Source organism: Nocardiopsis ansamitocini (genome assembly GCF_030268225.1).
Lineage (GTDB): Bacteria > Actinomycetota > Actinomycetes > Streptosporangiales > Streptosporangiaceae > Nocardiopsis_D > Nocardiopsis_D ansamitocini.
Genome location: NZ_BSQG01000004.1, coordinates 247884 through 266391, shown reverse-complemented (window position 1 = coordinate 266391; position 18508 = coordinate 247884). Strand labels below are relative to the sequence as shown.

Annotated in this window: 15 protein-coding genes and 1 pseudogene; 9 read left to right on the top strand and 7 right to left on the bottom strand. The window is 69.5% G+C overall.

Annotated features, from left to right (window positions below; genetic code table 11):
- Nucleotides 1–78: 78 nt before the first annotated feature.
- Nucleotides 79–2199, bottom strand: coding sequence for an aminodeoxychorismate synthase component I (gene pabB / locus QSJ59_RS13645; RefSeq protein WP_285759903.1), 2121 nt, complete (start codon nucleotides 2197–2199; stop codon nucleotides 79–81).
- A 140-nt stretch (nucleotides 2200–2339) separates the two neighbouring features.
- Between pabB and QSJ59_RS13640 the strand changes: the two are divergent.
- A pseudogene (locus tag QSJ59_RS13640) lies at nucleotides 2340–2919 on the top strand (Uma2 family endonuclease).
- 55 nt (nucleotides 2920–2974) lie between these two features.
- Here QSJ59_RS13640 and QSJ59_RS13635 read toward each other — a convergent pair.
- Nucleotides 2975–4387, bottom strand: coding sequence for a sugar porter family MFS transporter (locus QSJ59_RS13635; RefSeq protein WP_285759902.1), 1413 nt, complete (start codon nucleotides 4385–4387; stop codon nucleotides 2975–2977).
- Between the two features lie 225 nt (nucleotides 4388–4612).
- Here QSJ59_RS13635 and QSJ59_RS13630 point away from each other — a divergent pair, with 225 nt between their 5' ends.
- From QSJ59_RS13630 to QSJ59_RS13610, 5 genes are all read left to right on the top strand, one after another.
- A complete protein-coding gene (locus tag QSJ59_RS13630) occupies nucleotides 4613–5176 on the top strand; it encodes a TIGR03086 family metal-binding protein (RefSeq protein WP_285759901.1) in 564 nt (187 codons plus the stop codon).
- Between the two features lie 58 nt (nucleotides 5177–5234).
- Nucleotides 5235–5795, top strand: coding sequence for a GNAT family N-acetyltransferase (locus QSJ59_RS13625; RefSeq protein WP_285759900.1), 561 nt, complete (start codon nucleotides 5235–5237; stop codon nucleotides 5793–5795).
- A gap of 15 nt (nucleotides 5796–5810) precedes the next feature.
- The gene (locus QSJ59_RS13620) at nucleotides 5811–6281 is read left to right on the top strand and encodes a GNAT family N-acetyltransferase (RefSeq protein WP_285759899.1); all 471 of its coding nucleotides are present in this window, start codon (nucleotides 5811–5813) and stop codon (nucleotides 6279–6281) included.
- Nucleotides 6278–6901 carry a histone deacetylase gene (locus tag QSJ59_RS13615; RefSeq protein WP_349497206.1) on the top strand — a complete coding sequence of 208 codons (624 nt, stop codon included), beginning with the start codon at nucleotides 6278–6280 and terminating at the stop codon, nucleotides 6899–6901. The genes QSJ59_RS13620 and QSJ59_RS13615 overlap by 4 nt, the downstream gene beginning before the upstream one ends.
- 535 nt (nucleotides 6902–7436) lie before the next feature.
- A complete protein-coding gene (locus tag QSJ59_RS13610; protein ID WP_285759898.1) occupies nucleotides 7437–8405 on the top strand; it encodes an LLM class flavin-dependent oxidoreductase in 969 nt (322 codons plus the stop codon).
- Nucleotides 8406–8432: 27 nt separating this feature from the next.
- Here the strand turns inward: QSJ59_RS13610 and QSJ59_RS13605 are convergent, their stop codons facing one another.
- On the bottom strand, nucleotides 8433–9485 hold the full coding sequence (locus QSJ59_RS13605; RefSeq protein WP_285760156.1) for a cytochrome P450 family protein: 1053 nt from the start codon (nucleotides 9483–9485) through the stop codon (nucleotides 8433–8435).
- Nucleotides 9486–10058: 573 nt separating this feature from the next.
- Nucleotides 10059–11720, bottom strand: a complete 1662-nt coding sequence (locus tag QSJ59_RS13600; RefSeq protein WP_285759897.1) for an ATP-binding cassette domain-containing protein — start codon at nucleotides 11718–11720, stop codon at nucleotides 10059–10061.
- Nucleotides 11721–12395: 675 nt separating this feature from the next.
- Here QSJ59_RS13600 and QSJ59_RS13595 point away from each other — a divergent pair.
- Entirely contained in the window at nucleotides 12396–13166 is a 771-nt protein-coding gene (locus QSJ59_RS13595) for a class I SAM-dependent methyltransferase (protein WP_285759896.1), read from the top strand.
- Here QSJ59_RS13595 and QSJ59_RS13590 read toward each other — a convergent pair.
- Nucleotides 13135–13776 carry a restriction endonuclease gene (locus QSJ59_RS13590; RefSeq protein WP_285759895.1) on the bottom strand — a complete coding sequence of 214 codons (642 nt, stop codon included), beginning with the start codon at nucleotides 13774–13776 and terminating at the stop codon, nucleotides 13135–13137. The genes QSJ59_RS13595 and QSJ59_RS13590 overlap by 32 nt on opposite strands.
- A gap of 99 nt (nucleotides 13777–13875) precedes the next feature.
- On the bottom strand, nucleotides 13876–14574 hold the full coding sequence (locus tag QSJ59_RS13585; RefSeq protein ID WP_285759894.1) for a TetR/AcrR family transcriptional regulator: 699 nt from the start codon (nucleotides 14572–14574) through the stop codon (nucleotides 13876–13878).
- A gap of 184 nt (nucleotides 14575–14758) precedes the next feature.
- Here QSJ59_RS13585 and QSJ59_RS13580 point away from each other — a divergent pair, with 184 nt between their 5' ends.
- Nucleotides 14759–15130, top strand: coding sequence for a DoxX family protein (locus QSJ59_RS13580; protein WP_285759893.1), 372 nt, complete (start codon nucleotides 14759–14761; stop codon nucleotides 15128–15130).
- Nucleotides 15131–15400: 270 nt separating this feature from the next.
- On the opposite strand, the gene QSJ59_RS13575 is transcribed toward QSJ59_RS13580, so the two are convergent.
- Nucleotides 15401–16399, bottom strand: coding sequence for a Gfo/Idh/MocA family protein (locus QSJ59_RS13575; protein WP_285759892.1), 999 nt, complete (start codon nucleotides 16397–16399; stop codon nucleotides 15401–15403).
- Between the two features lie 356 nt (nucleotides 16400–16755).
- Here QSJ59_RS13575 and QSJ59_RS13570 point away from each other — a divergent pair, with 356 nt between their 5' ends.
- On the top strand, nucleotides 16756–18459 hold the full coding sequence (locus QSJ59_RS13570) for a RelA/SpoT family protein (protein ID WP_285759891.1): 1704 nt from the start codon (nucleotides 16756–16758) through the stop codon (nucleotides 18457–18459).
- Nucleotides 18460–18508: the final 49 nt, after the last annotated feature.

Below are 18508 nucleotides of genomic sequence, written 5' to 3'. Positions count from 1 at the left end.
TCGCCGGGCGGGGCTGAATCCCCCTCTTTGCCCCCGCCCGGCCCCCGGCCACCCGCGTGCGGGCGGGTGGCCGGCCCCTCACCCGCCGCCCAGGCCCCGCAGCGGCACCCGCGCCTTCAACAGCATCTCCTCGTACTCCTCGGCAGGGTCGGAGTCCAGCACGATCGCTCCCCCCGCCCCCACCTCCATCCCGCCGTGGGTGCTGACCGCGGAACGGATGACGACGCTCAGGTCGGCGGCGCCGGAGTAGGAGAGATAGCCCAGTGCACCCGAGTACACCCCGCGCGCACTGGACTCCACCCGGTCCAGGATCTCCATCGTGCGGCGCTTGGGCGCCCCGGTCATCGACCCCGCCGGGAAGCACGCGCGGATCGCGGCCACCGGCGACACCCCCGTGCGCAGCCGGCCGCGCACGGTGGAGACCAGCTGATGCACCGTGGCATAGGACTCGGTATACATGAACTCCGGGACCGACACGGTCCCCACCTCGCTCACCCGCCCCAGGTCGTTGCGCAGCAGGTCCACGATCATCAGGTTCTCGGCCCGGGTCTTGGCGCTGGTGCGCAGCTCGTCGCGCAACCGGGCGTCCTCGACCGGATCGGGGTGGCGCGGTGCGGTGCCCTTGATGGGCCGGCTCTCCAGCCAGCCCTCGCCGTCCACCCGAAGGAACCGCTCGGGGGAGGCGCTGTGCACGGTAAGGCCGCCCATCCGCACCAGCGCCGCGTAGGGTGCGGGACTGGCCCTGCGCAACCGTCGATAGAAGGAGAACCCGTCGGCGGGCGCGCTCAGGCGCAGTCGGTTGGTCAGACAGATCTCGTAGCTCTCCCCCGCGGTCAGCTGCGCCAGGCACTCCTTGACGTCTGCCAGGTACCCCGCCCGGTGCCGTTCCAGCAAGGGTTCGGGCTCGACCGCGGGGACACCGTCGGGGAGGTCGGGTGCCGCCGGTAGACCGGTCAGGACATCGGCGACGTGGTCCAGCCACGCGGTGTCGCCGTCGGCCGCCACCAGGTAGCAACGGCCTTCGAGGTGGTCGATCGCCACGAACCGGTCGCAGCGCAGCCACGCCGAATCGGGCGTGCGCGACCGGTGGACCGCAGCCCCTCCGCAGTCGGCCTTGAGCTCGTAGCCGAAGTAGCCGACGTAGCCACCGGTGAAGTCGAAGGGCAGAACGGGATGTGCGGTGGGAACGGTCGCGACCCGGTCCTGGAGCACGTCGAAGATGGTTCCGGGCTCGGTGTACGTGTTCCCTGCGGTCTCGACGCGAACCGATCCGGTCCCGACCCGGTAGGTCAGGACCTCCCCACGCGCACCGCTCGCGTCCCCCAGGAAGGAGAACCGCGCGGTGTTGCCCACGCGGCTGCTGTCCAGCCAGAAGGAGTAGGGGGCGCGGGCGTAGAGGGCGTGGAAGACCGCGTCGGTGGCGGGGGCGTCCTCCAGGACCCGAAACACCAGTGGACCGGGGGGCCGACCCGTCGCCTCCACGGGGGCTTGGGACCGTGGAGCCGTGGAGCGCCGCGTTTCGTCGCCGGTAGCTGCCGATTGCCGTGGAGCCGGAGGGGTTTCGGTCACGGGAGCGACGCGGGCGGTGCCGATCGGGGGCGAGGAGGCGCCGCCGCCGCACCACCGCCGGGCGAGCCGGGCGAAATTGGCGATCAGCACCGCACCGTGCTCACTGGCGATCGACTCGGGATGGAACTGCACGCCCCAGCGCGGTAGCGAACGGTGGGTCAGGCCCATGACCACCCCGTCCTCGGCGCGGGCGGTGACCGTGAGGTCGGCGGGCAGGGGGTCGGCGACGCGCAGCGAGTGGTAGCGCACGGCGGTGAAGTCCTGGGGCAGGCCGGTGAAGAGACCGGCCGCGTCGTGACGGATCCGGGTGAGGTGGCCGTGCCTGGGCAACGGGGCCGAGGTGACGTCGCCGCCCCCCAGGTGCGCGATTGCCTGGTGGCCCAGGCAGACCCCCAGTACGGGCAGCCACGGCGCGTCGAGGAGCCGGGGGACGCCGCCGATGTCACCGGGCCGCCGCGGGGTTCCGGGCCCCGGGGAGACCACGGCCGCGTCGAAGGCGCGCAGGTCGAGGCCGGCCAGTGCGGGGTCGTCGTTGGCCAGCACGGTCGGCTCGGTTCCCACGACCTCGGCGATCAGCTGAAAGAGGTTGTAGGTGTAGGAGTCGTGGTTGTCCACGATGAGCACCCGCATGACCCGCCCTTTCACCGCCAATTGCGACAATTCAGGGTAGGGCTTGCGGGGAGCGGACGTGGTGCGCGGCCAGCCGGAACCGGTCGTTCTGTCGCTACGCTGAGCTGCATGAGCAGACCGTCGACGGGGAGCGACAGGCGATGACCGCGCAACCGATACCTGACTGGCTCGTTCCGCCGGCCCGCGGTTTCACCGCCGCCGACCTCGACCGGTTGCCCGACCTTCCTGCGCACACCGAGCTGATCGACGGAAGCCTTGTTTTCGTGGGTCCGCAGAAACTTTTTCACAGCCTCACCATGTACTTGCTGGAACAGGGACTGCGCGTGGGGGTTCCCCCACATCTGCGGGTTCGTCGGGAGACGTCGGTGGTCCTGGCGCCCCGCCAGCGCCCCGAACCCGACCTCCTGGTCGTGCGGGCCGAAGCAGAGGACGGCCCCGCCCAGACCGCCTATCGTCCCGAGGCCGTCGAGCTGGCGGTCGAGGTCGTCTCCCCCGATTCGGCAGGAACGCGACCGCCAGCGCAAGCCCCAGCTCTACGCGGCGGCGCGTATCACGCATTTCTGGCGGGTGGAGGAGGTGTCGGGCAAGCCGACCGTCTACGTCTACGAACTCGACCCGGCCACGGCCGCGTACGCACTGACCGGTATCCACCACGACCGGCTGACGCTCACCGTCCCTTTCGCGGTCGACGTCGACCTCACCGCGATCGACCGGCTCTGAGTCGAAAGCACGTGGCCCCGGTCGGAATCCGACCGGGGCCACGGTGTCGAGGGACTCAGGTCCCCATCGACTCCAGCGTCCTCCCGCGCGTCTCCGAGATGAACCTCCACACGAAGATGAACGACAGCACGGCGAACCCCGTGTAGATCAGATAGGTCGACGACAGGTTCCAGTCGCGCAGTGCCGGGAAGGTCACGGTGACCAGCCAGTTGGCGATCCACTGCGTGGCCGTGGCCACCGCCATCGCGGCGGCGCGGATGCGCAGCGGGAACATCTCCCCCAACAGGACCCAGGTCACCACGCCCCACGACAGCGCGAAGAACAGCACGAACGAGCTCGCCGAGATCAGCGCCACCACGCCCCACGCGTAGGGCAACTGGGCCTGCTCCCCCACGACCTCGGCGTTGCTGAACGCGAACGCGGTGACCGCCAGCGCCACGGCCATTCCCGCCGACCCGACGAGCAGCAGCGGCTTGCGCCCGATCCGGTCCACCAGGCCGATGGCGATAAAGGTGCCCACGATGTTGACGATCGAGGTGAACAACGACAGCAGCAGCGAGTCGCTCTCGTTGATTCCCACCGACTGCCACAGCGACGCCGAGTAGTAGAAGATGACGTTGATGCCGACCAGCTGCTGGAACGCCGACAGCGCCATTCCCACCCAGACGATCGGCAGCAGACCGTACCGGCCGCGCAGGTCGCTGAGCTTGGGCTTGTACTCCGAACCGAGGGCCGCGCGGATCTCGCTGACGCGCTGGTCCACGTCGCCGCCCTCCACCTCCGCCAGCACGCGGCGGGCCTTGTCCAGGCGACCGGCCCGCACCAGGAAGCGTGGGGACTCCGGGATCATCAGGGTGAGCAGGAAGTAGACGACGGCGGGCACCAGGCCGACGCCCAGCATCCACTGCCAGGCCATGAGAGGGCCGAGGTCGTCCAGTGCGCTGCCGCCCGCCGAAGCGGCCAGCGCGTAGTTGACCAGTTGGGACACCGTGATGCCCAGCACGATCGCCAGTTGCTGCAACGACGCCAGGCGTCCGCGCCATGCCGGTGGGGAGATCTCGGCGATGTAGGTGGGCGCGATCACCGACGCGATGCCGATGGCGATACCGCCCAGGATGCGCCAGGCGGCCAGGTCCCAGATCGCGAAGGGCAGCGCCGAGCCGACCGCGCTCGCGGCGAACAGCACCGCCGCGATCTGCATGACGCGGATTCGTCCCAACCGGTCGGCGAGACTACCGGCGATGGCCGCGCCCAGCGCCGAACCGAGCAGCGCACCGGCAACGGTGAACCCGGTTTCGGCCGCTCCCACCTGGAAGTTTTCTTGGATCGCCCTGACCGCGCCATTGATGACGGCGGTGTCGTAGCCGAAGAGGAAACCGCCCATCGCGGCAGCACCCGCGATCAGCGCCACGTGCACGATGTTGAGGTCCTCACCGCCCCTGGACGCCGATGTGCTCCTGTCCGACACATGTCCTCCTTTATGGCCCCGACCGTCGCGGACCGGCGACTTCCACTGTGGGCCCCACTCTTGGCCTGGGGCTTTTCCCATGATCGCCATCCGGGTGCGCATGGGGTGCCTGCGACACAGCGTGAGCCCCTGACAACTTGCGGAAAATCGCTCCTTCACACGTGTCTCGCCGTTCAGCGGGTACACGGTCTAGGTCATACGACGTCCGAACACGATGGAGATCCCATGAGTGACATCCTCGACCTGCACGGACAGGCGATGGCCGAGTTCGACCGCCGGGTACGCGCCGTGCGCCTGGAGCAGTGGGCGCTGCCCACCCCCTGCACCGACTGGGACGTGCACGATCTCGTCAACCATCTGGTCAGTGAGCAACTGTGGGTACCGCATCTGCTCTCGGGTGGCACCATCGCCGAGGCCGGCGACCGCTACGACGGCGACCGGTTGGGGGAAGAACCGATCGCCACGTGGGAGATCGTCGCGCGCGAGGCCCGGACGGCCTGGCTGGCACCCGACTCCGTCACGCGCACCGTCCACTTGTCCTACGGCGACGTCCTCGCCGAGGAGTACCTGTGGCAGATGACCTTCGACCTGGCCGTGCACGCCTGGGACCTGGCCAGGGCGATCAGCGCCGACGACGAACTCGACCCCGAGCTGAGCGCCGCGCTCCTTCACTGGGCGCACGAACAGGATTTCCTCGGCCCCTCCCCGCTCTTCGACCCTCCGCGCCCGGTCTCCGCCGACACACCGGCCCAGACCAGGCTGCTCGCTCTTACCGGTCGGGCCGGTTGATCCCTGCGGTGCGCTCCAAGCGCTTCCCAGTCCGTTCGGGGCGGGTTAGCCTGCGGTCATGGGTGATGCACCGGAGTTGCGCACCGAACGCCTGTTGATGCGGCGCTGGTGCGATCGCGACCGCCAGCCGTTCGCGGCGATCAACACCGATCCGGTGGTAATGGAGTTCTTCCCGGCTCGGCGGTCCAGGGAGCAGAGCGACGATTCCATCGACCGCTACGAACTGCACTTCGAAATCTACGGATTCGGTCCGTGGGCGCTGGAGGTCGTCGACTCAGGGGAGTTCATCGGATTCACCGGCCTGAGCAACGTCGGGTTCACCGCCGACTTCACCCCCGCGGTGAACGTCGACTGGCGGCTCGCCCGGCACGCCTGGGGGCAGGGATACGCCACCGAGGCCGGGCGGGCCGCCCTGGAGTTCGGGTTCACCGAGGTCGGGCTCACCGAGGTGGTGGCCATGGCCGCCGCCGCCAACCGTCGCTCCCAGGCGGTCATGCGGCGGTTGGGGATGCGACGCGATACGACCGCCGATTTCACCAACCCCGACCTCGGAGCCGGTCACCCCTTTGCCTCCCATGTCCTGTACCGGCTGTCTCGCCCCGAACGGGGGGCCAGGTAGCGTAGCCTGCTGCGCGTGGGAATCATCGTGGAAACCGTGAGCTGGGACGACCCGGTTGGAGTTCGGCTGCGCCTGGAGCAGCAGGCGGAGATCAGTGAGCGCTACGGAGCCGATACCGAACCGGGGCCCAAGCCTTCGGAGACCGACGTCGATCTGTTTCTTCTGGCCCGGGACGCCGAGACCGCCGTTGCGGTGGGCTGCGGGGGGATGCGCCGTCTCGACGAGGAGACGTTCGAGGCAAGACGCGTGTATGTGACGCCGGTGTGGCGCGGCCGTCAGATCGGCGAGGTTCTGCTGCGCGCGTTGGAGGAAGCGGCGGTCGCCAAGGGCGCGGTGCGCATGCGCCTGGAGACGGGGACCGCCCAGCCCGAGTCCCAGCGCCTGTACGAACGGTGCGGCTACCACCGCATCGACCGCTTCGGCTATTACGCCGACTCCCCCCAGAGCGTCTGCTTCGAGCGGATCCTGGTCGTCTCCGCGGCGTGAGTACCCAGCCTCTCCTCGTCTGGTACGCGTCCTACGGCGCGAACATGTCCTCGGACCGGTTGGGTTGCTACATCGAGGGCGGAATGCCCCCGGGCGGGACCAGGGCCAACCCGGGGTGCCGCGATCGTGCTGCTCCCCGGGACAGCCGGGCGGTGTGGCTGTCCGGCGGTGTCTATTTCGCGCTGCGCTCCCCTATGTGGGGCGGTGGCCTTGCGGTGTACGACCCCGCTCTGCCCGGAGCCGCACCCGCACGCGCCCACCTGGTCACGACCGCCCAGTTCAGCGATATCGCCGCTCAGGAGATGTACCGCGAACCGGGTACCGACCTGGACCTGTCCACCGTCCTTTCCCGGGGGCGGCACCAGTTGGGCGAGGGGCGCTACGAGACCCTGCTGCGGTTGGGTGTCCTGGAGGGGCACCCCGTGCTGGGCTTCACCGCGCCGTGGCCCATGGCACGCGTCGAGACGGTCGCGCCCAGCGCGGCCTATCTGCGCACCATCGGAACCGGGTTGTCGGCCGCCCACGATTGGGGGACCGGGCGCATCGGTGCCTATCTGGCGAACCGTCCGGGCGCCCGCGGAGCATGGACCCCCGAACAGGTTGCCGCGCTGCTGGCTTGAGGGCTCCCCCACCGGTTTCCCGATTGCCGGTGCACGGCGCCAACGCCTGTGCAGCCCATGCAGGACCGCCTGTGCGACCGGTGCCGGTCGTCGTCGCCCGCTTCCTCGTCGGTCGGTATCGGTGTTCTCCGCTCCTTCGGTTACCGGCACAGTCTCCTGAAAGGCAGGGTGCCGGGCAATGTGTTTTTCACCCGAGCCGTGGTGGCCGGTGCCGGGAATCGCCCGCCACGCGGCATCGACAGCCGGACCGGTCGCCCCGCCGTGGTCGGGAGCGCAGGTTCGGACGGTCCGGTACGTCGCAGCGGACTCGCCCAGGGCGACGACGGTCCAGTTCGGCCGCGCTCGAACCACCACCCTTGAATAAACATTTAAAATGTTTGAAGTATTGCTTTGCGAACATCAATCTTGTTCATTATGTTCATTGGTGAAAGAACGGCACCGAACCGTCCCCGTCGGTCCCATGTCGCTCCGCCGCCCCGTCGGCGTCTGATGCCCACGTCCGCGCCGGGCCGCTCCACGATCCAGGGAGAACACCGTGAGTCCCACCCCCGCCGTACCTGCCGTGAGCGTGCTGTTGGCCCGTGACCTGCCCACCGCGCAGATCCTGCCGTTCGCCCGCCGCGCAGAAGAGCTGGGCTTCGCCGCTGTCTGGGTCGTCGAAGACCTGGGCTTTCGCGGCGGCATCGCCCAGGCCGCCGCCGTCCTGGCCGCCACCACCGATATTCGGGTCGGCATCGGCCTCCTCCCCGCCGGCGCCCGCAACACCGCGTTCGCCGCCATGGAGGTCGCCACCCTCGCCCAGCTCTTTCCCGGCCGCATCGACATCGGCGTGGGGCACGGGATGCCCGGCTGGATGCGCAGCGTGGGCCAGTGGCCCACGAGCCCTCTCGCCTTCCTGCGCGAGTCCATCGACGCGTTGCGCCAACTGCTGCGCGGCCAGCGTCTGGACACGCGCGGCCGCTACGTCCACCTCGACGGCGTCCACCTCGACACAAGCGCCCTTCCCGGCACCGTTCCCGACATCCTTGCCGGGGTACGCGGCCCCAAGTCCCTCGCCGTCTCCGGTGCGGTGGCCGACGGCACCATCCTCGCCGAACCAGTGGCACCGCAGTACGCTCGCGCCGCCCTCCAACAGATCGACGCCACCCGGCCGCACCGCCTCGTCGCCTACAACATCGCCGCGGTCGACCCCGATCCGGCCACCGCGATCGCCGCTGCCCGGCCCGCACTCGAATGGATCGGTGAACCCGACTGGCACGCCCACATCGCGCCCCTCCCCTTCGCCGAAGAATTCACCGCACTGCGCGCCCGGTGCTCCACCCGCGAGGAGTTCACCCAGCGCATGCCCGACGAATGGATCTCCCAGCTCTCCGTCACCGGTACCCCCGAGCAGGCCAGGAACCGCATCGAGGAACTGCACCGCGCCGGCGTCACCGACACGGTCCTGGCGCCTACGGGCCCCGACCCCCTCGCGGCCCTGGACACGCTGGCCGTTCTCTGCTGACCCAGCTCCGGACGGCGGAGCGGAAACTCACGGGGTGAAGGCGACCGGCAGCGTGGTGAAACCGTTGGTCACGATGGAGGGCTCATAGGGCGGGTCCTCCAGGGTCGCTACAAGATCGGGAAAGCGTTGCCACAGCATGCGCAGCGCCGTTTCGGCTTCGAGGCGGGCCAGGCTCGCGCCCAGGCAGTAGTGCGCTCCGCGCGAGAACGCCAGGTGCGGCCGCTGTTGCCGAGTGATGTCGAACAGGTGTGCATCCGGTCCGTGTTGAGCGGGGTCGCGGTTGGCCGAACCGTATCCGAGCAGGATCGGGTCCCCCGCAGGAACCGTCACACCCTGGATGGTGATATCGACCGCGGCGTACCGCAGAGGGACGTTCTGCACCGCAGCGTTCCAGCGCAGGGCCTCCTCGACCGCCGCGTCCCAGCCATAGGAACCGTCCAGGATCAGGCCCAACTGGTCGCGGTTGGTGAGCAGTGCGTGGACGGCGTTGGCGATCAGGTTCATCGTGGTCTCGTAGCCCGCCCCGATCATCAGGATCAGTGTCCAGACCAACTCCGACTCGCTCAACCGGTCGGAGTCGTCCCGGGCGGAGATCAGCGTGCTGGTCATGTCGTCGCCGGGATGGTCCCGTTTGCCGGCGACGAGTTCGCCGAGAAGGGCCATGAGGGCTGTTTGGTTGCGCGCCGCGGTCTCGGGGGTGGACGTCGTGTCGAAGGCGGTGTCGACGAGGTTGGTCATCCGCGTGCTCGTTGCGGCGTCCACCCCGAACAGTTCGGTGATCACGGTCATGGGCAGCGGCCGGGCCAGTGATTCCTTGAGGTCGGCCGTGCCGTCCCCGGACGCCATGTCGTCGAGCAGGGCGGCCACGATCTGTTCGACGCGGGACCGCAGCGCTTCGATGCGGCGCGGGGTGAAGGCTGTGGAGACGAGCCGACGCAGCCGATCGTGCCGTTCGCCGTCGGCAGTGAACATGTTCTCGGCCGCCACCCAGGAGATCAGCGGCCAGTCCGGCGGGATCTCGCCCCGGGAGAACGCGCTCCAGTAGGAGAGGCCCTTCTTGACGTCGGGATGGGTCGCCATCTCGGCAACCGCCGTGTGGGTGGTGACCGCCCAGGCGATGACCCCTCCGGGGATCTCCACCTGGACGAGTGGGCCCCGGGCACGGAGCCCGGCTGCCTGGGGACGAAGATCGTAGGAGGTCAGGACGGGCGGGCGCTTCTGGTGCACGGATCCTTCTCTTCGGGGATGAGAAGCGGGGACGAACCCGGGCCGGCCTCGTGGGACGGCACCGGGTCCGGGCCGGCAGGAGGATCCGCTCCTGAGCCGGCGCCATGCAGGAACATCCCCGAATTCTTCGCTGGGAAGTCACCGACGGCGATTCTTGGCTGGCTCTGGCCACACGCCTGTACGGGAGAGTTCCTGTGCGGTAGGCCCCGAAAGCCGCTTACCCGGGCCCGGGGGTTTCGCGGGGAAAGCGATCGGTCGGCGCTTTTCGGCCCACCGTGTCGGTCGGCATTCTGTTTCCCCGAATCCCGCGGTTCGGCTGCCGCCCGGCGCGTCGTGGAGGAATCGACCGCCGTTCGCCCCGGGCTGCTTCCCTTTTCCGCGATGAACCGCGGAAAAGGGAAGCAGCGGGCGAGAACCGTCGTGCCCTCAGCAGGCCCCGGACGCTTCGAGCAGGCCGCGGACCTCTTCGGCGCTGGTCTCCTGCAATTCCTCCGCCACGAGCAGCCAGCGGGTGACACCGACCGATTCGAGGAATGCCAGGTCGTGGCTGGCGATCAGAAGCGCTCCCTCGTAAGACCCCAGAGCGCTCGTCAACTGTCGCACGCTGGCCAGGTCGAGGCTGTTGGTCGGCTCGTCCAACATGAGCAGTTGCGGTGCCGGTGCGGCGAGCATCGTCGCTGCGAGGGCGGCCCGGAAGCGTTCCCCGCCCGAAAGGGTCCTCGCCTGCTGTTCGGCGCGCGCCCCCTTGAACAGGAAGCGTGCGAGCTGGGAGCGGATGTGGTTGTCGGTGGTCCCCGGAGCCAGGCGGGCCACGTTGGCCGCCACGCTCAGCTCCTCGTCCAGTACGTCCAGGCGCTGCGGAAGGAACCGCAGCGGTACGAACGTCTCGACCTTTCCTGACAAGGGCGTCAGTTCTCCGGTGAGGGTGCGCAGCAGTGCAGTTTTGCCGGCTCCATTGCGTCCTACCAGGGCGATGCGCTCCGGGCCGCGCACCTGGAGGTCGCCTTCGCGCAGTGCGCCGAACCGAGGCCGCAGCCCTTGCACGGTCAAAACGGTGCGACCTGCGGGCACAGCGGTGTGGGGAAGACTCACCCGGATCTCGGCGTCGTCGCGGATCGCCTCCGCGGCCTCCTCGCGCTGTTCGCGTGCCTCGTTGAGACGGTCCTCGTGGACGCCGCGAAGCTTGCCCGCCGACTCCTGCGCGGAACGCTTGTGCTTGCCGGCGATGATCTTCGGAGCCCGCCGCTGGGCGTCCATCTTCCTGCTGTGCCGCTGGCGCCGGGCCACCTTGGTCTGGGTTTCCTCCAGTTCGCGTTTTTGCCGTCGAACGTCGGCCTCCGCCGACCGCAACATCCGCTCGGCTGTTTCCTGTTGGACGGCAAGGGCCTCCTCGTAGGCCGACCATCCGCCCCCGTACCAGCTCACCGATCCGGAGCGCAGTTCGGCGATGCGGTCCACCCGTTCCAGCAGGTCGCGGTCGTGGCTGACCACGACCAGCACGCCGGACCGCCAGGAATCGACGGCATCGTAGAGCCGGCGCCGTGCGAACAGGTCGAGGTTGTTGGTCGGTTCGTCCAACAGCAGTACGTCGGGGCGTTCCAACAACAGCGCTGCCAGGCGCAGCAGAACGGTCTCCCCGCCCGACATCTGCCCGACGGTGCGGTCCAATTCAAGGCCGCCGAGACCGAGGGAGCCCAGGGTCGCCAGGGCCCGCTCCTCGACGTCCCAGTCGTCGCCGATCGTTTCGAAGTGCTCTTCGCCTACGTCGCCATCCTCGATGGCGCGCAGCGCGGTACGCCGCTCGGCGATGCCCAGGGCCTGGTCGACGCGCAGAGCCGTGTCGAGGGTGATGTCCTGCGGCAGGTAGGCGAGGCTGCCGCCGACGGTGACCGATCCGTTGGAGGGGCGCAACCGGCCGGCCAGCAGCCGCAGCAGGGTGGACTTGCCGGCGCCGTTGGTCCCGACGAGACCGGTCCGGCCCCCACTGATGCTGACGGAGAGACCGTCGAGGACAGTCGTGCCGTCCGGCCACTGGAAGGACAGGTCGGAGCAGGTCACAGGCGTACTGGGGGTGATGGGATTGGTCATTGGTGTTCTCGCAGTCGCAAGCGCAGTGGATGAAAGGGCTTCGTGTGCGAACACCACGCGGTGACCAGACCGGGAAAAGGGGTGCGGTCCTGCCCGAAGGGCGAGGGACGTTTCATGCACCGAGGTCGCATCTACGCGGGGTCACGGCGGCACAGAGCCGGCTGCGGCGTGACTGGTTACGGACAGGGCCGTACCGCGCGATGATCGCGGACCTCAGATGCGCAACGTCCACCTCTATCGGAGACAACAGGACGGTTGCACTCTACCCAATCCGCCTGCGCCGGTCACTGGATTTTCGCGTCGGCAAGTCCACCCTGCTGCGGCTGCTGGGCGGCAGGGCGGACCCGGACGTTTCCCGACGTCGGACTCTTCCCCGCCCCTCGGAGGAACGCTGACAGGGCACCGTGCCCCCGGATGCTGCCCGTCGCTATGCGGCCCGAACCCGATCCCGGTGAACACGTGTTCCCGACGACGGGCCGGCGCGGGCGGACGCCTCGGAGGGCGGCGCGGTTCCGACCGTGCGCGATCTCGACGCCCGGATCCGCGAGACGGCCTCCGCGCTGCCGGGCAGCCTTGCCCGCGCCGTCCGGTCGGACCACGGGCCGACCGGACGATGACGTCTCTGAATGTGAGACGTGAGTTTCAAATGAAGAGACGGTGATCTAGGGTCGGGGGATGACCTCGCAGAACTGGAACGCCGAGCTCTACGACACCCGGCACTCCTTCGTGGCTGGATACGGCGAGGCGCTCGTCGACCTCCTGGATGCCCGGCCCGGTGAGCGCGTCCTGGACGCCGGCTGCGGCACAGGGGAACACGTCGCCGCGCTCGGCGAATCCGGGGTGACGGCGGTGGGCGTGGATGCCAGCGCCGCGATGATCGAACGGGCCCGCGAACGCTTTTCCGGCCCTGATTTCCTCCTTGCCGACCTGCGCAACCTCCACTTCGCGGAGGAGTTCGACGCGGTTCTCAGCAACGCCGTACTCCACTGGATTCCCGATGCGGCCGATGCCGCTGCCGGTCTGTACGCCGCACTGCGCCCCGGTGGGCGGCTCGTCGCCGAACTGGGGGGTACGGGAAACATCGGGGCCATCGACTCCGCCGCACGGGCCCTGCGGCTGGACCAGGGGCTCCCCGATGCGGTCAGCCCCTGGTACTTCCCCACGGTCGCCGAGTACGCCCGGGTCCTGGAGGACGCCGGGTTCGAGGTTCGCGACGCCTGGCTGTTCGACCGGCCGACCCGCCTCGCGGCAGAGGGCGGGTTGGCCGACTGGCTGCGGATGTTCGGCGCCCACCTGCTCTCCGGCGTCGCCGACCCCGACGCCTTCCTGGTCGAACTGGAACGGCGTTCGCGCCCCGATCTGCACCGGGACGGCCACTGGTGGGCCGACTACCGGAGGCTTCGGGTGCGGGCGGTCAAGCCGCTCGGGCGTCCTCGTCGAGGGTGAGCGGGACCCGTCCCCGTGCCCAGAGGGCAAGGCGCGGTCGGTCGATCAGGATGATGCCCGTACCGGCCTGCCGCGCGGCGGCGCTGAAGCCGTTGGAGGCGACGAACACCCCGATGTGGTCGCGGTGCGTGGTGTGCAGGACGCCCTGGAACTCCCGGACCGCAGCAGGGGCCACGGGCCGGGAGTAGCGCTTGCACTGCACCACGAAGCGCTCTCCCCGCGGCGTGACGCCGAGGATGTCCACTCCACCGTCTCCGGCGCCACCCTGCACCCGCACCCGCGCGTGGCCGTCGCGGCGCAACAGCTCTGCCACGTAGGTCTCGAAGTCCGGCCCCGGCAGCGAGTCGATCATCTCCAGGTCGGCGTGGGCGGCCAGCCATGCGCGGGAGCGGACCCGGCGTACCTTGACCACGGCCCATGCCGTCAGCGCGGCGATCGCGGCGACGCCCAGCAGCCACAGCCAGAGGTGCTCCACGTTGGTGAAGATCCAGGCGGCTCCCCGCAGGAGCAGGCCCACCACGAACAGCCATGCCCACCAGGGAATCGCCCCGCCCAGCCGGCGCCACCGCGACCGCCTGCCCGGCCGTGAACCCGTACGTCCGTTCTTCACGTGTGCGCGTGCTCCTCGTCCCATGTTCCGGTGATCACGCTGTTCCTAACCCCAATGGCCGTCGGGCTAACCCGTCATGGCCCGTTGCGGCCGCCCGGTTCACCGTCGAGGCGGGCAGCCTTTTCGGGGCCCCGGTCGCAGGCGCAGCAGCGCCCGGTGCATGAGGGTGGGGCTGGGCGGGTCGGGCAGCGGCTGGGGGGCGGGGGTGGCGAACGACTGGATCATGTAGCCCAGCAGCCGTTTCCAGGTCTCGGGGGCGGCCTCTCCGGTGCCCTCCACCACGCCGGCGTTGGCCATCAGGAGAATGGCGAGGTCTTCGGCGACGAAATCGGCGCGCAACCGGCCGGCGTTCTTCGCCCGCTGGATCAGCTCGACGAAACCGCGATAGGCGCGGTCACGCTGGGCCTCGAATCCTTTGGCGGCGGGAAAAGTCAGAGTGAGCACGCTGGCGAAGCCCCGGTCGGCGGCCTGCATGGCGCAGACGCGTTCGAGATAGCCGCAGAAGCCGCGCCAGGGGTCGGGGTCCTCCAAGGCATCGGCGACCGCATCGGCATGGGCCGTCATCTTGTGCTCGAAGGCGTCGGCGATGAGGGCCTCGCGGGTGGGGAAGCGCCGGTAGAGGGTCGCTACCCCCACCCCTGCCTCACGGGCGATGTCCTCCATCGCCACCTCCAGGCCGCGTTGGGAGAAGACCGCACAGGCAGCGGAAACGATGCGTTCACGGTTGCGGGCGGCATCGGCGCGCAGGACCGGTTGTTCGTGCCCTGTCCCCTGCCCGGGTGTGTCGGTTGAGGCCATGGGGCCAGCGTACAAGCGGAAGAATTCTTCCGCTTACCCTGCTATGCTTCGCAGAAGTGGAGGAATTCCTTCACTTGAAGCCGGGTGAGGTCGGCGACCGGCCGCGCCGGACGCGTCTGCCCTGCCTGCCCCGCCCCACCGCCTCGGTAGCGGTCCCCCTCACACGACCAAGGACACCACCTCGATGAACACCGCCCTGTGGGTTGTACAGATCGTGCTCGCCGCCATGTTCGTCATGGCCGGAGTCGTGAAGGCGACCCGGACCAAGGACGAACTCGCCCCCAAAATGCCCTGGGTCGAGGACTTCGGCGCCACGGCCGTCAAGGCCATCGGCGTCACCGAACTGCTCGGCGGACTCGGCCTGGTCCTGCCCGCGGCCACCGGGGTGGCCACGGTGCTCACCCCGCTGGCCGCGGCGGGCCTCGCCGTCACCATGGCACTGGCAGCCGTCGTCCACCTGCGACGCAAGGAATACAGCGGGATCGTCTTCAACGCGGTGCTGCTGGCCCTCGCGGCCTTCGTGGCATGGGGACGCTTCGGGCCCTATCCCCTTTAGCGGGCACGGGGCCGCCGCCGGCCGTAGCCCGGCACGACGGTCGTAGGGCGGCCCCGCCCGCTGAAACGCCAAGAGGGCGTTGCCCACGTCGGTCCCCCACAACGACTCGTCGGCCACGAGCGCACCGAGATAGGCGCGCTGTGCATGCCCTGGGGCGGCCGGAGGCCGGGGCGGGACGCCGAGGGCGGGCAACACCGTGGCCAACAGCGGTCCCCAGTCGAAGTCCGCGGTGAACACGCGGGCCTTCTCGGCAACACCCCGGCCCCAAACTCATCCGGCGTCGGCCGGGTACACCACGCCGAGGCGGGCGCGGACCTCGTCCAGGACCGCGGTCACGCGCAGGCTCTCGTCCCAGGACATCAACGGGCTCTCCAGCGCGCCCTCGGCGATGCGCGCGGCGACCTCCTCGGCCTCGTACTCGTAGCCGTTGGCGCGATGGGGGAACACGAACGACTCGGGGTCGCGGCCGTTGCGGTGCAGGGTGAACTCCGTGGGACACCACCAACGGTCGAACTCGATGCGCCCGAGCGTCCCGGCCAGGGCCACCCGGTTGGGAAGCGGCGCCTCCAACGAGCACGACAACAGCCCGGTGGCCCCTGCCGCTCCGACCACCACCACCGCTGCCTGGGCGTCGACGACTCCGTTGGGGGCACGATGGCCGGTGGCGCCCACGACGGTCAGCTCGCCCAGAAAGAAGGAGGCCAGCGCGATCGGGTAGACACCCAGGTCGAGCAGTGCGCCGCCACCCAGTTCGGGAGCCCAGATGCGGTGTCGGGGGTCGTAGGGAACGGCGTTGCCGAAGTCGGCGTTGAGCACCCGGAGCTCGCCGATCGCGCCGTCGTCCACCAGCCGCTTGATCGCGCGGGTGGCGGGGGCGAACCGGGTCCACATCGCCTCCATCAGGAAGCGCTCGTTGCGGCGGGCGGCCTCGACCATCTCCGTCGCCTGGCGGATGTTCATCGCCAAGGGCTTCTCGCACAGGACGTGCTTGCCCGCCTCCAGGCAGGCAAGGGTCGCCGTATGGTGGGCCGGGTGCGGGGTGGCGACGTAGACCACGTCCACATCGGGGTCGGCGGCAAGCCCGGCGAGGCTGCCGTGGCGATTGGGGATGCCCCATTGGTCGGCGAACCGGTCGGCACCCTCGACCGTGCGGGAACCCACGGCGGTGAGCCGCGCTCCCCCCACCGCGCGCAGCCCCTGCGCGAAGGCCGCCGCGATTGCGCCCGTGGCCTGGATACCCCACCGCAGTTCACCGTGTCCAGTCGTCATGGCGGACACCCTACTGAAACGGTTAAGGCCAGTCGAGGGCGAAATCAGCGCCTCGCTTTCCCCGTCCCGCACCTCGGCGCAGCTCCGACACGGTGGCCCCGCCCGTCGGGTGAGAAGCGCCCCACCGGCGGTGGTCCCGAGTCCTTTTCCCTCCCCCCGATCGGGGGGACCCAACTCCATCAACAGCAACCTTCTGACCTGCGAATACGGTAAGTTCCAGTGTGCTTGGGCGAGCTGGATCGGGCCGCTGACCTGCGGTGGATCGGTGAGGCTCCCCTGGCCGCCGGTGGCACCCGGGAGCCGATGTAATATCGGCGACACACCACACTCGCGCGTACGCGAAGGGGGACTCCCACATGGCCGCATCCGCGGATCTCATCGCCTCCTCCGCATGGTGGAAGGGCCTGAACAAGGCCATGGCCACCCGTAGCCCCTGCCCCGATGTCCAGCCGCTCGTGGACGAACACCTGCGCTGGTACCCCAAGGCAGACGCAGCCCTGCTCAGTCGTGCCTACGCGGTCGCCGAGCACCTGCACCGGGACCAGAAGCGCAAGAGCGGGGAACCGTTCATCATCCACCCGCTCGCGGTCGCCACGATCCTCGCGGAGATGGGACTGGACACGGCCACGCTGGTTGCCGCCCTGCTGCACGACACCGTCGAGGACACCCCCTTCAGCCTCGCCCACCTCAGCGCCGAGTTCGGGGTCGAGGTCGGCATCATGGTGGACGGGGTCACCAAGGTCGACCGGTCCATGTACGGCAACGCCGCCGCGGGCGAGACCTTCCGCAAGATGGTCCTGGCCGCGCGGGACGACCTCCGCGTACTGCTGATCAAACTGGCGGACCGGGTGCACAACCTGCGCACCCTGCAGTTCCAGCCGCCCCACAAGCGCATCAAGATCGCCCAGGGAACCAGGGAGCTCCTCATCCCGCTGGCGGAGCGCCTCGGCGTGTACCGCCTGAAGCGCGAGCTGGAGGACCTGTGCTTCGCGTATTTGGAGGGCGACGAGCACGACCGCACCCGGGCAAAGGTGGAGCAGGTACGCAAGGACTGTCGGCACGAGTTCGACGCCGTGCGCCATCGTCTCCGCGACATGCTCGTCTCCTTCCGGGTGAAGGCGACGGTGGAGACCCGCGAACGGCACCTCTACTCGGTGTTCACCTCCGGGCGCGGCCCCGGTGAGCGACTCGACGCACTCGACACCGTCCGATGTCTGGTAGTGGTCAAGGGCAGCGAGCAGAACGCCTACCTCGCGCTCGGCGCGGTCCACGGGCGCTGGCGCCCGGTACCGCAGAAGTTCCGGGACTTCATCGCGATCCCCAAATACAACCTTTACCGGGCGCTGCACACCACCGTGGTCACCGACTCCGGCCGGCGGGTGCAGATCATCATCTGCGACTCCCACGCCCAGCAGGTGTCCGAGCTCGGAATCGTCGCCGAGATCCGTCAGGTGACCGGCCGGGACGGCCGGTTGACCCGGGAACGCACGACCGACCCGGAGTGGTTGACCCGCCTGTTGGGCTGGCAGGAGCAGGCATCCGCCGAGGAACTGCTGCGCGGCGTGCGCACCGACCTGGCCGAGACCATCACCGTCCTGACCGAGGACGGACGAATCCTCACCCTCCCCGAGGGCGCCACCCCGGTCGACGTCGCCTACACCATCAGCACCGACACCGGGAACCACTTCTCCACCGCCATTATCGGCGGACGCCTCGTCGGCCCCTCCAGCCCGGTCCGTGACGGGGACACCGTGCGGATCATCACCAAGGACGAGCCCAACCCCGACCGCGACTGGCTGGCCTCGGCCAAGACCGGTGAAGCCCGGGTCGGTATCACCACGTGGCACCGCACGCGCGCCCGCGAACACGCCGAACAGGCCGGCCGCCGGCGTCTCGCGGATCTCGTGGGCGAGGTCCGGCTGGTGGACTCCGAGGCAATAGGCAAGATGGTAGGGGTGGCTCGCAGAGCCGGACACGCCGACCTGGAAAGCCTCTACACCGCGATCGGTGAGGGTTCGGTGGAAGCCGAGAAAGTCGCCAGCCACTTCTCCACCGACTGATCCCCCGCTTCCGGGACGACGGCAACGGCTCCTGCGCAACCGCTGCCCA

Coding starts and splice junctions, on each gene's coding strand:
- pabB (WP_285759903.1), bottom strand. CDS start 2,199: ATGCGGGTGCTCATCGTGGACAACCACGACTCCTACACCTACAACCTC.
- QSJ59_RS13630 (WP_285759901.1), top strand. CDS start 4,613: ATGAGTGACATCCTCGACCTGCACGGACAGGCGATGGCCGAGTTCGAC.
- QSJ59_RS13625 (WP_285759900.1), top strand. CDS start 5,235: ATGGGTGATGCACCGGAGTTGCGCACCGAACGCCTGTTGATGCGGCGC.
- QSJ59_RS13605 (WP_285760156.1), bottom strand. CDS start 9,485: ATGGCGACCCATCCCGACGTCAAGAAGGGCCTCTCCTACTGGAGCGCG.
- QSJ59_RS13600 (WP_285759897.1), bottom strand. CDS start 11,720: ATGACCAATCCCATCACCCCCAGTACGCCTGTGACCTGCTCCGACCTG.
- QSJ59_RS13595 (WP_285759896.1), top strand. CDS start 12,396: ATGACCTCGCAGAACTGGAACGCCGAGCTCTACGACACCCGGCACTCC.
- QSJ59_RS13585 (WP_285759894.1), bottom strand. CDS start 14,574: ATGGCCTCAACCGACACACCCGGGCAGGGGACAGGGCACGAACAACCG.
- QSJ59_RS13580 (WP_285759893.1), top strand. CDS start 14,759: ATGAACACCGCCCTGTGGGTTGTACAGATCGTGCTCGCCGCCATGTTC.
- QSJ59_RS13575 (WP_285759892.1), bottom strand. CDS start 16,399: ATGACGACTGGACACGGTGAACTGCGGTGGGGTATCCAGGCCACGGGC.
- QSJ59_RS13570 (WP_285759891.1), top strand. CDS start 16,756: ATGGCCGCATCCGCGGATCTCATCGCCTCCTCCGCATGGTGGAAGGGC.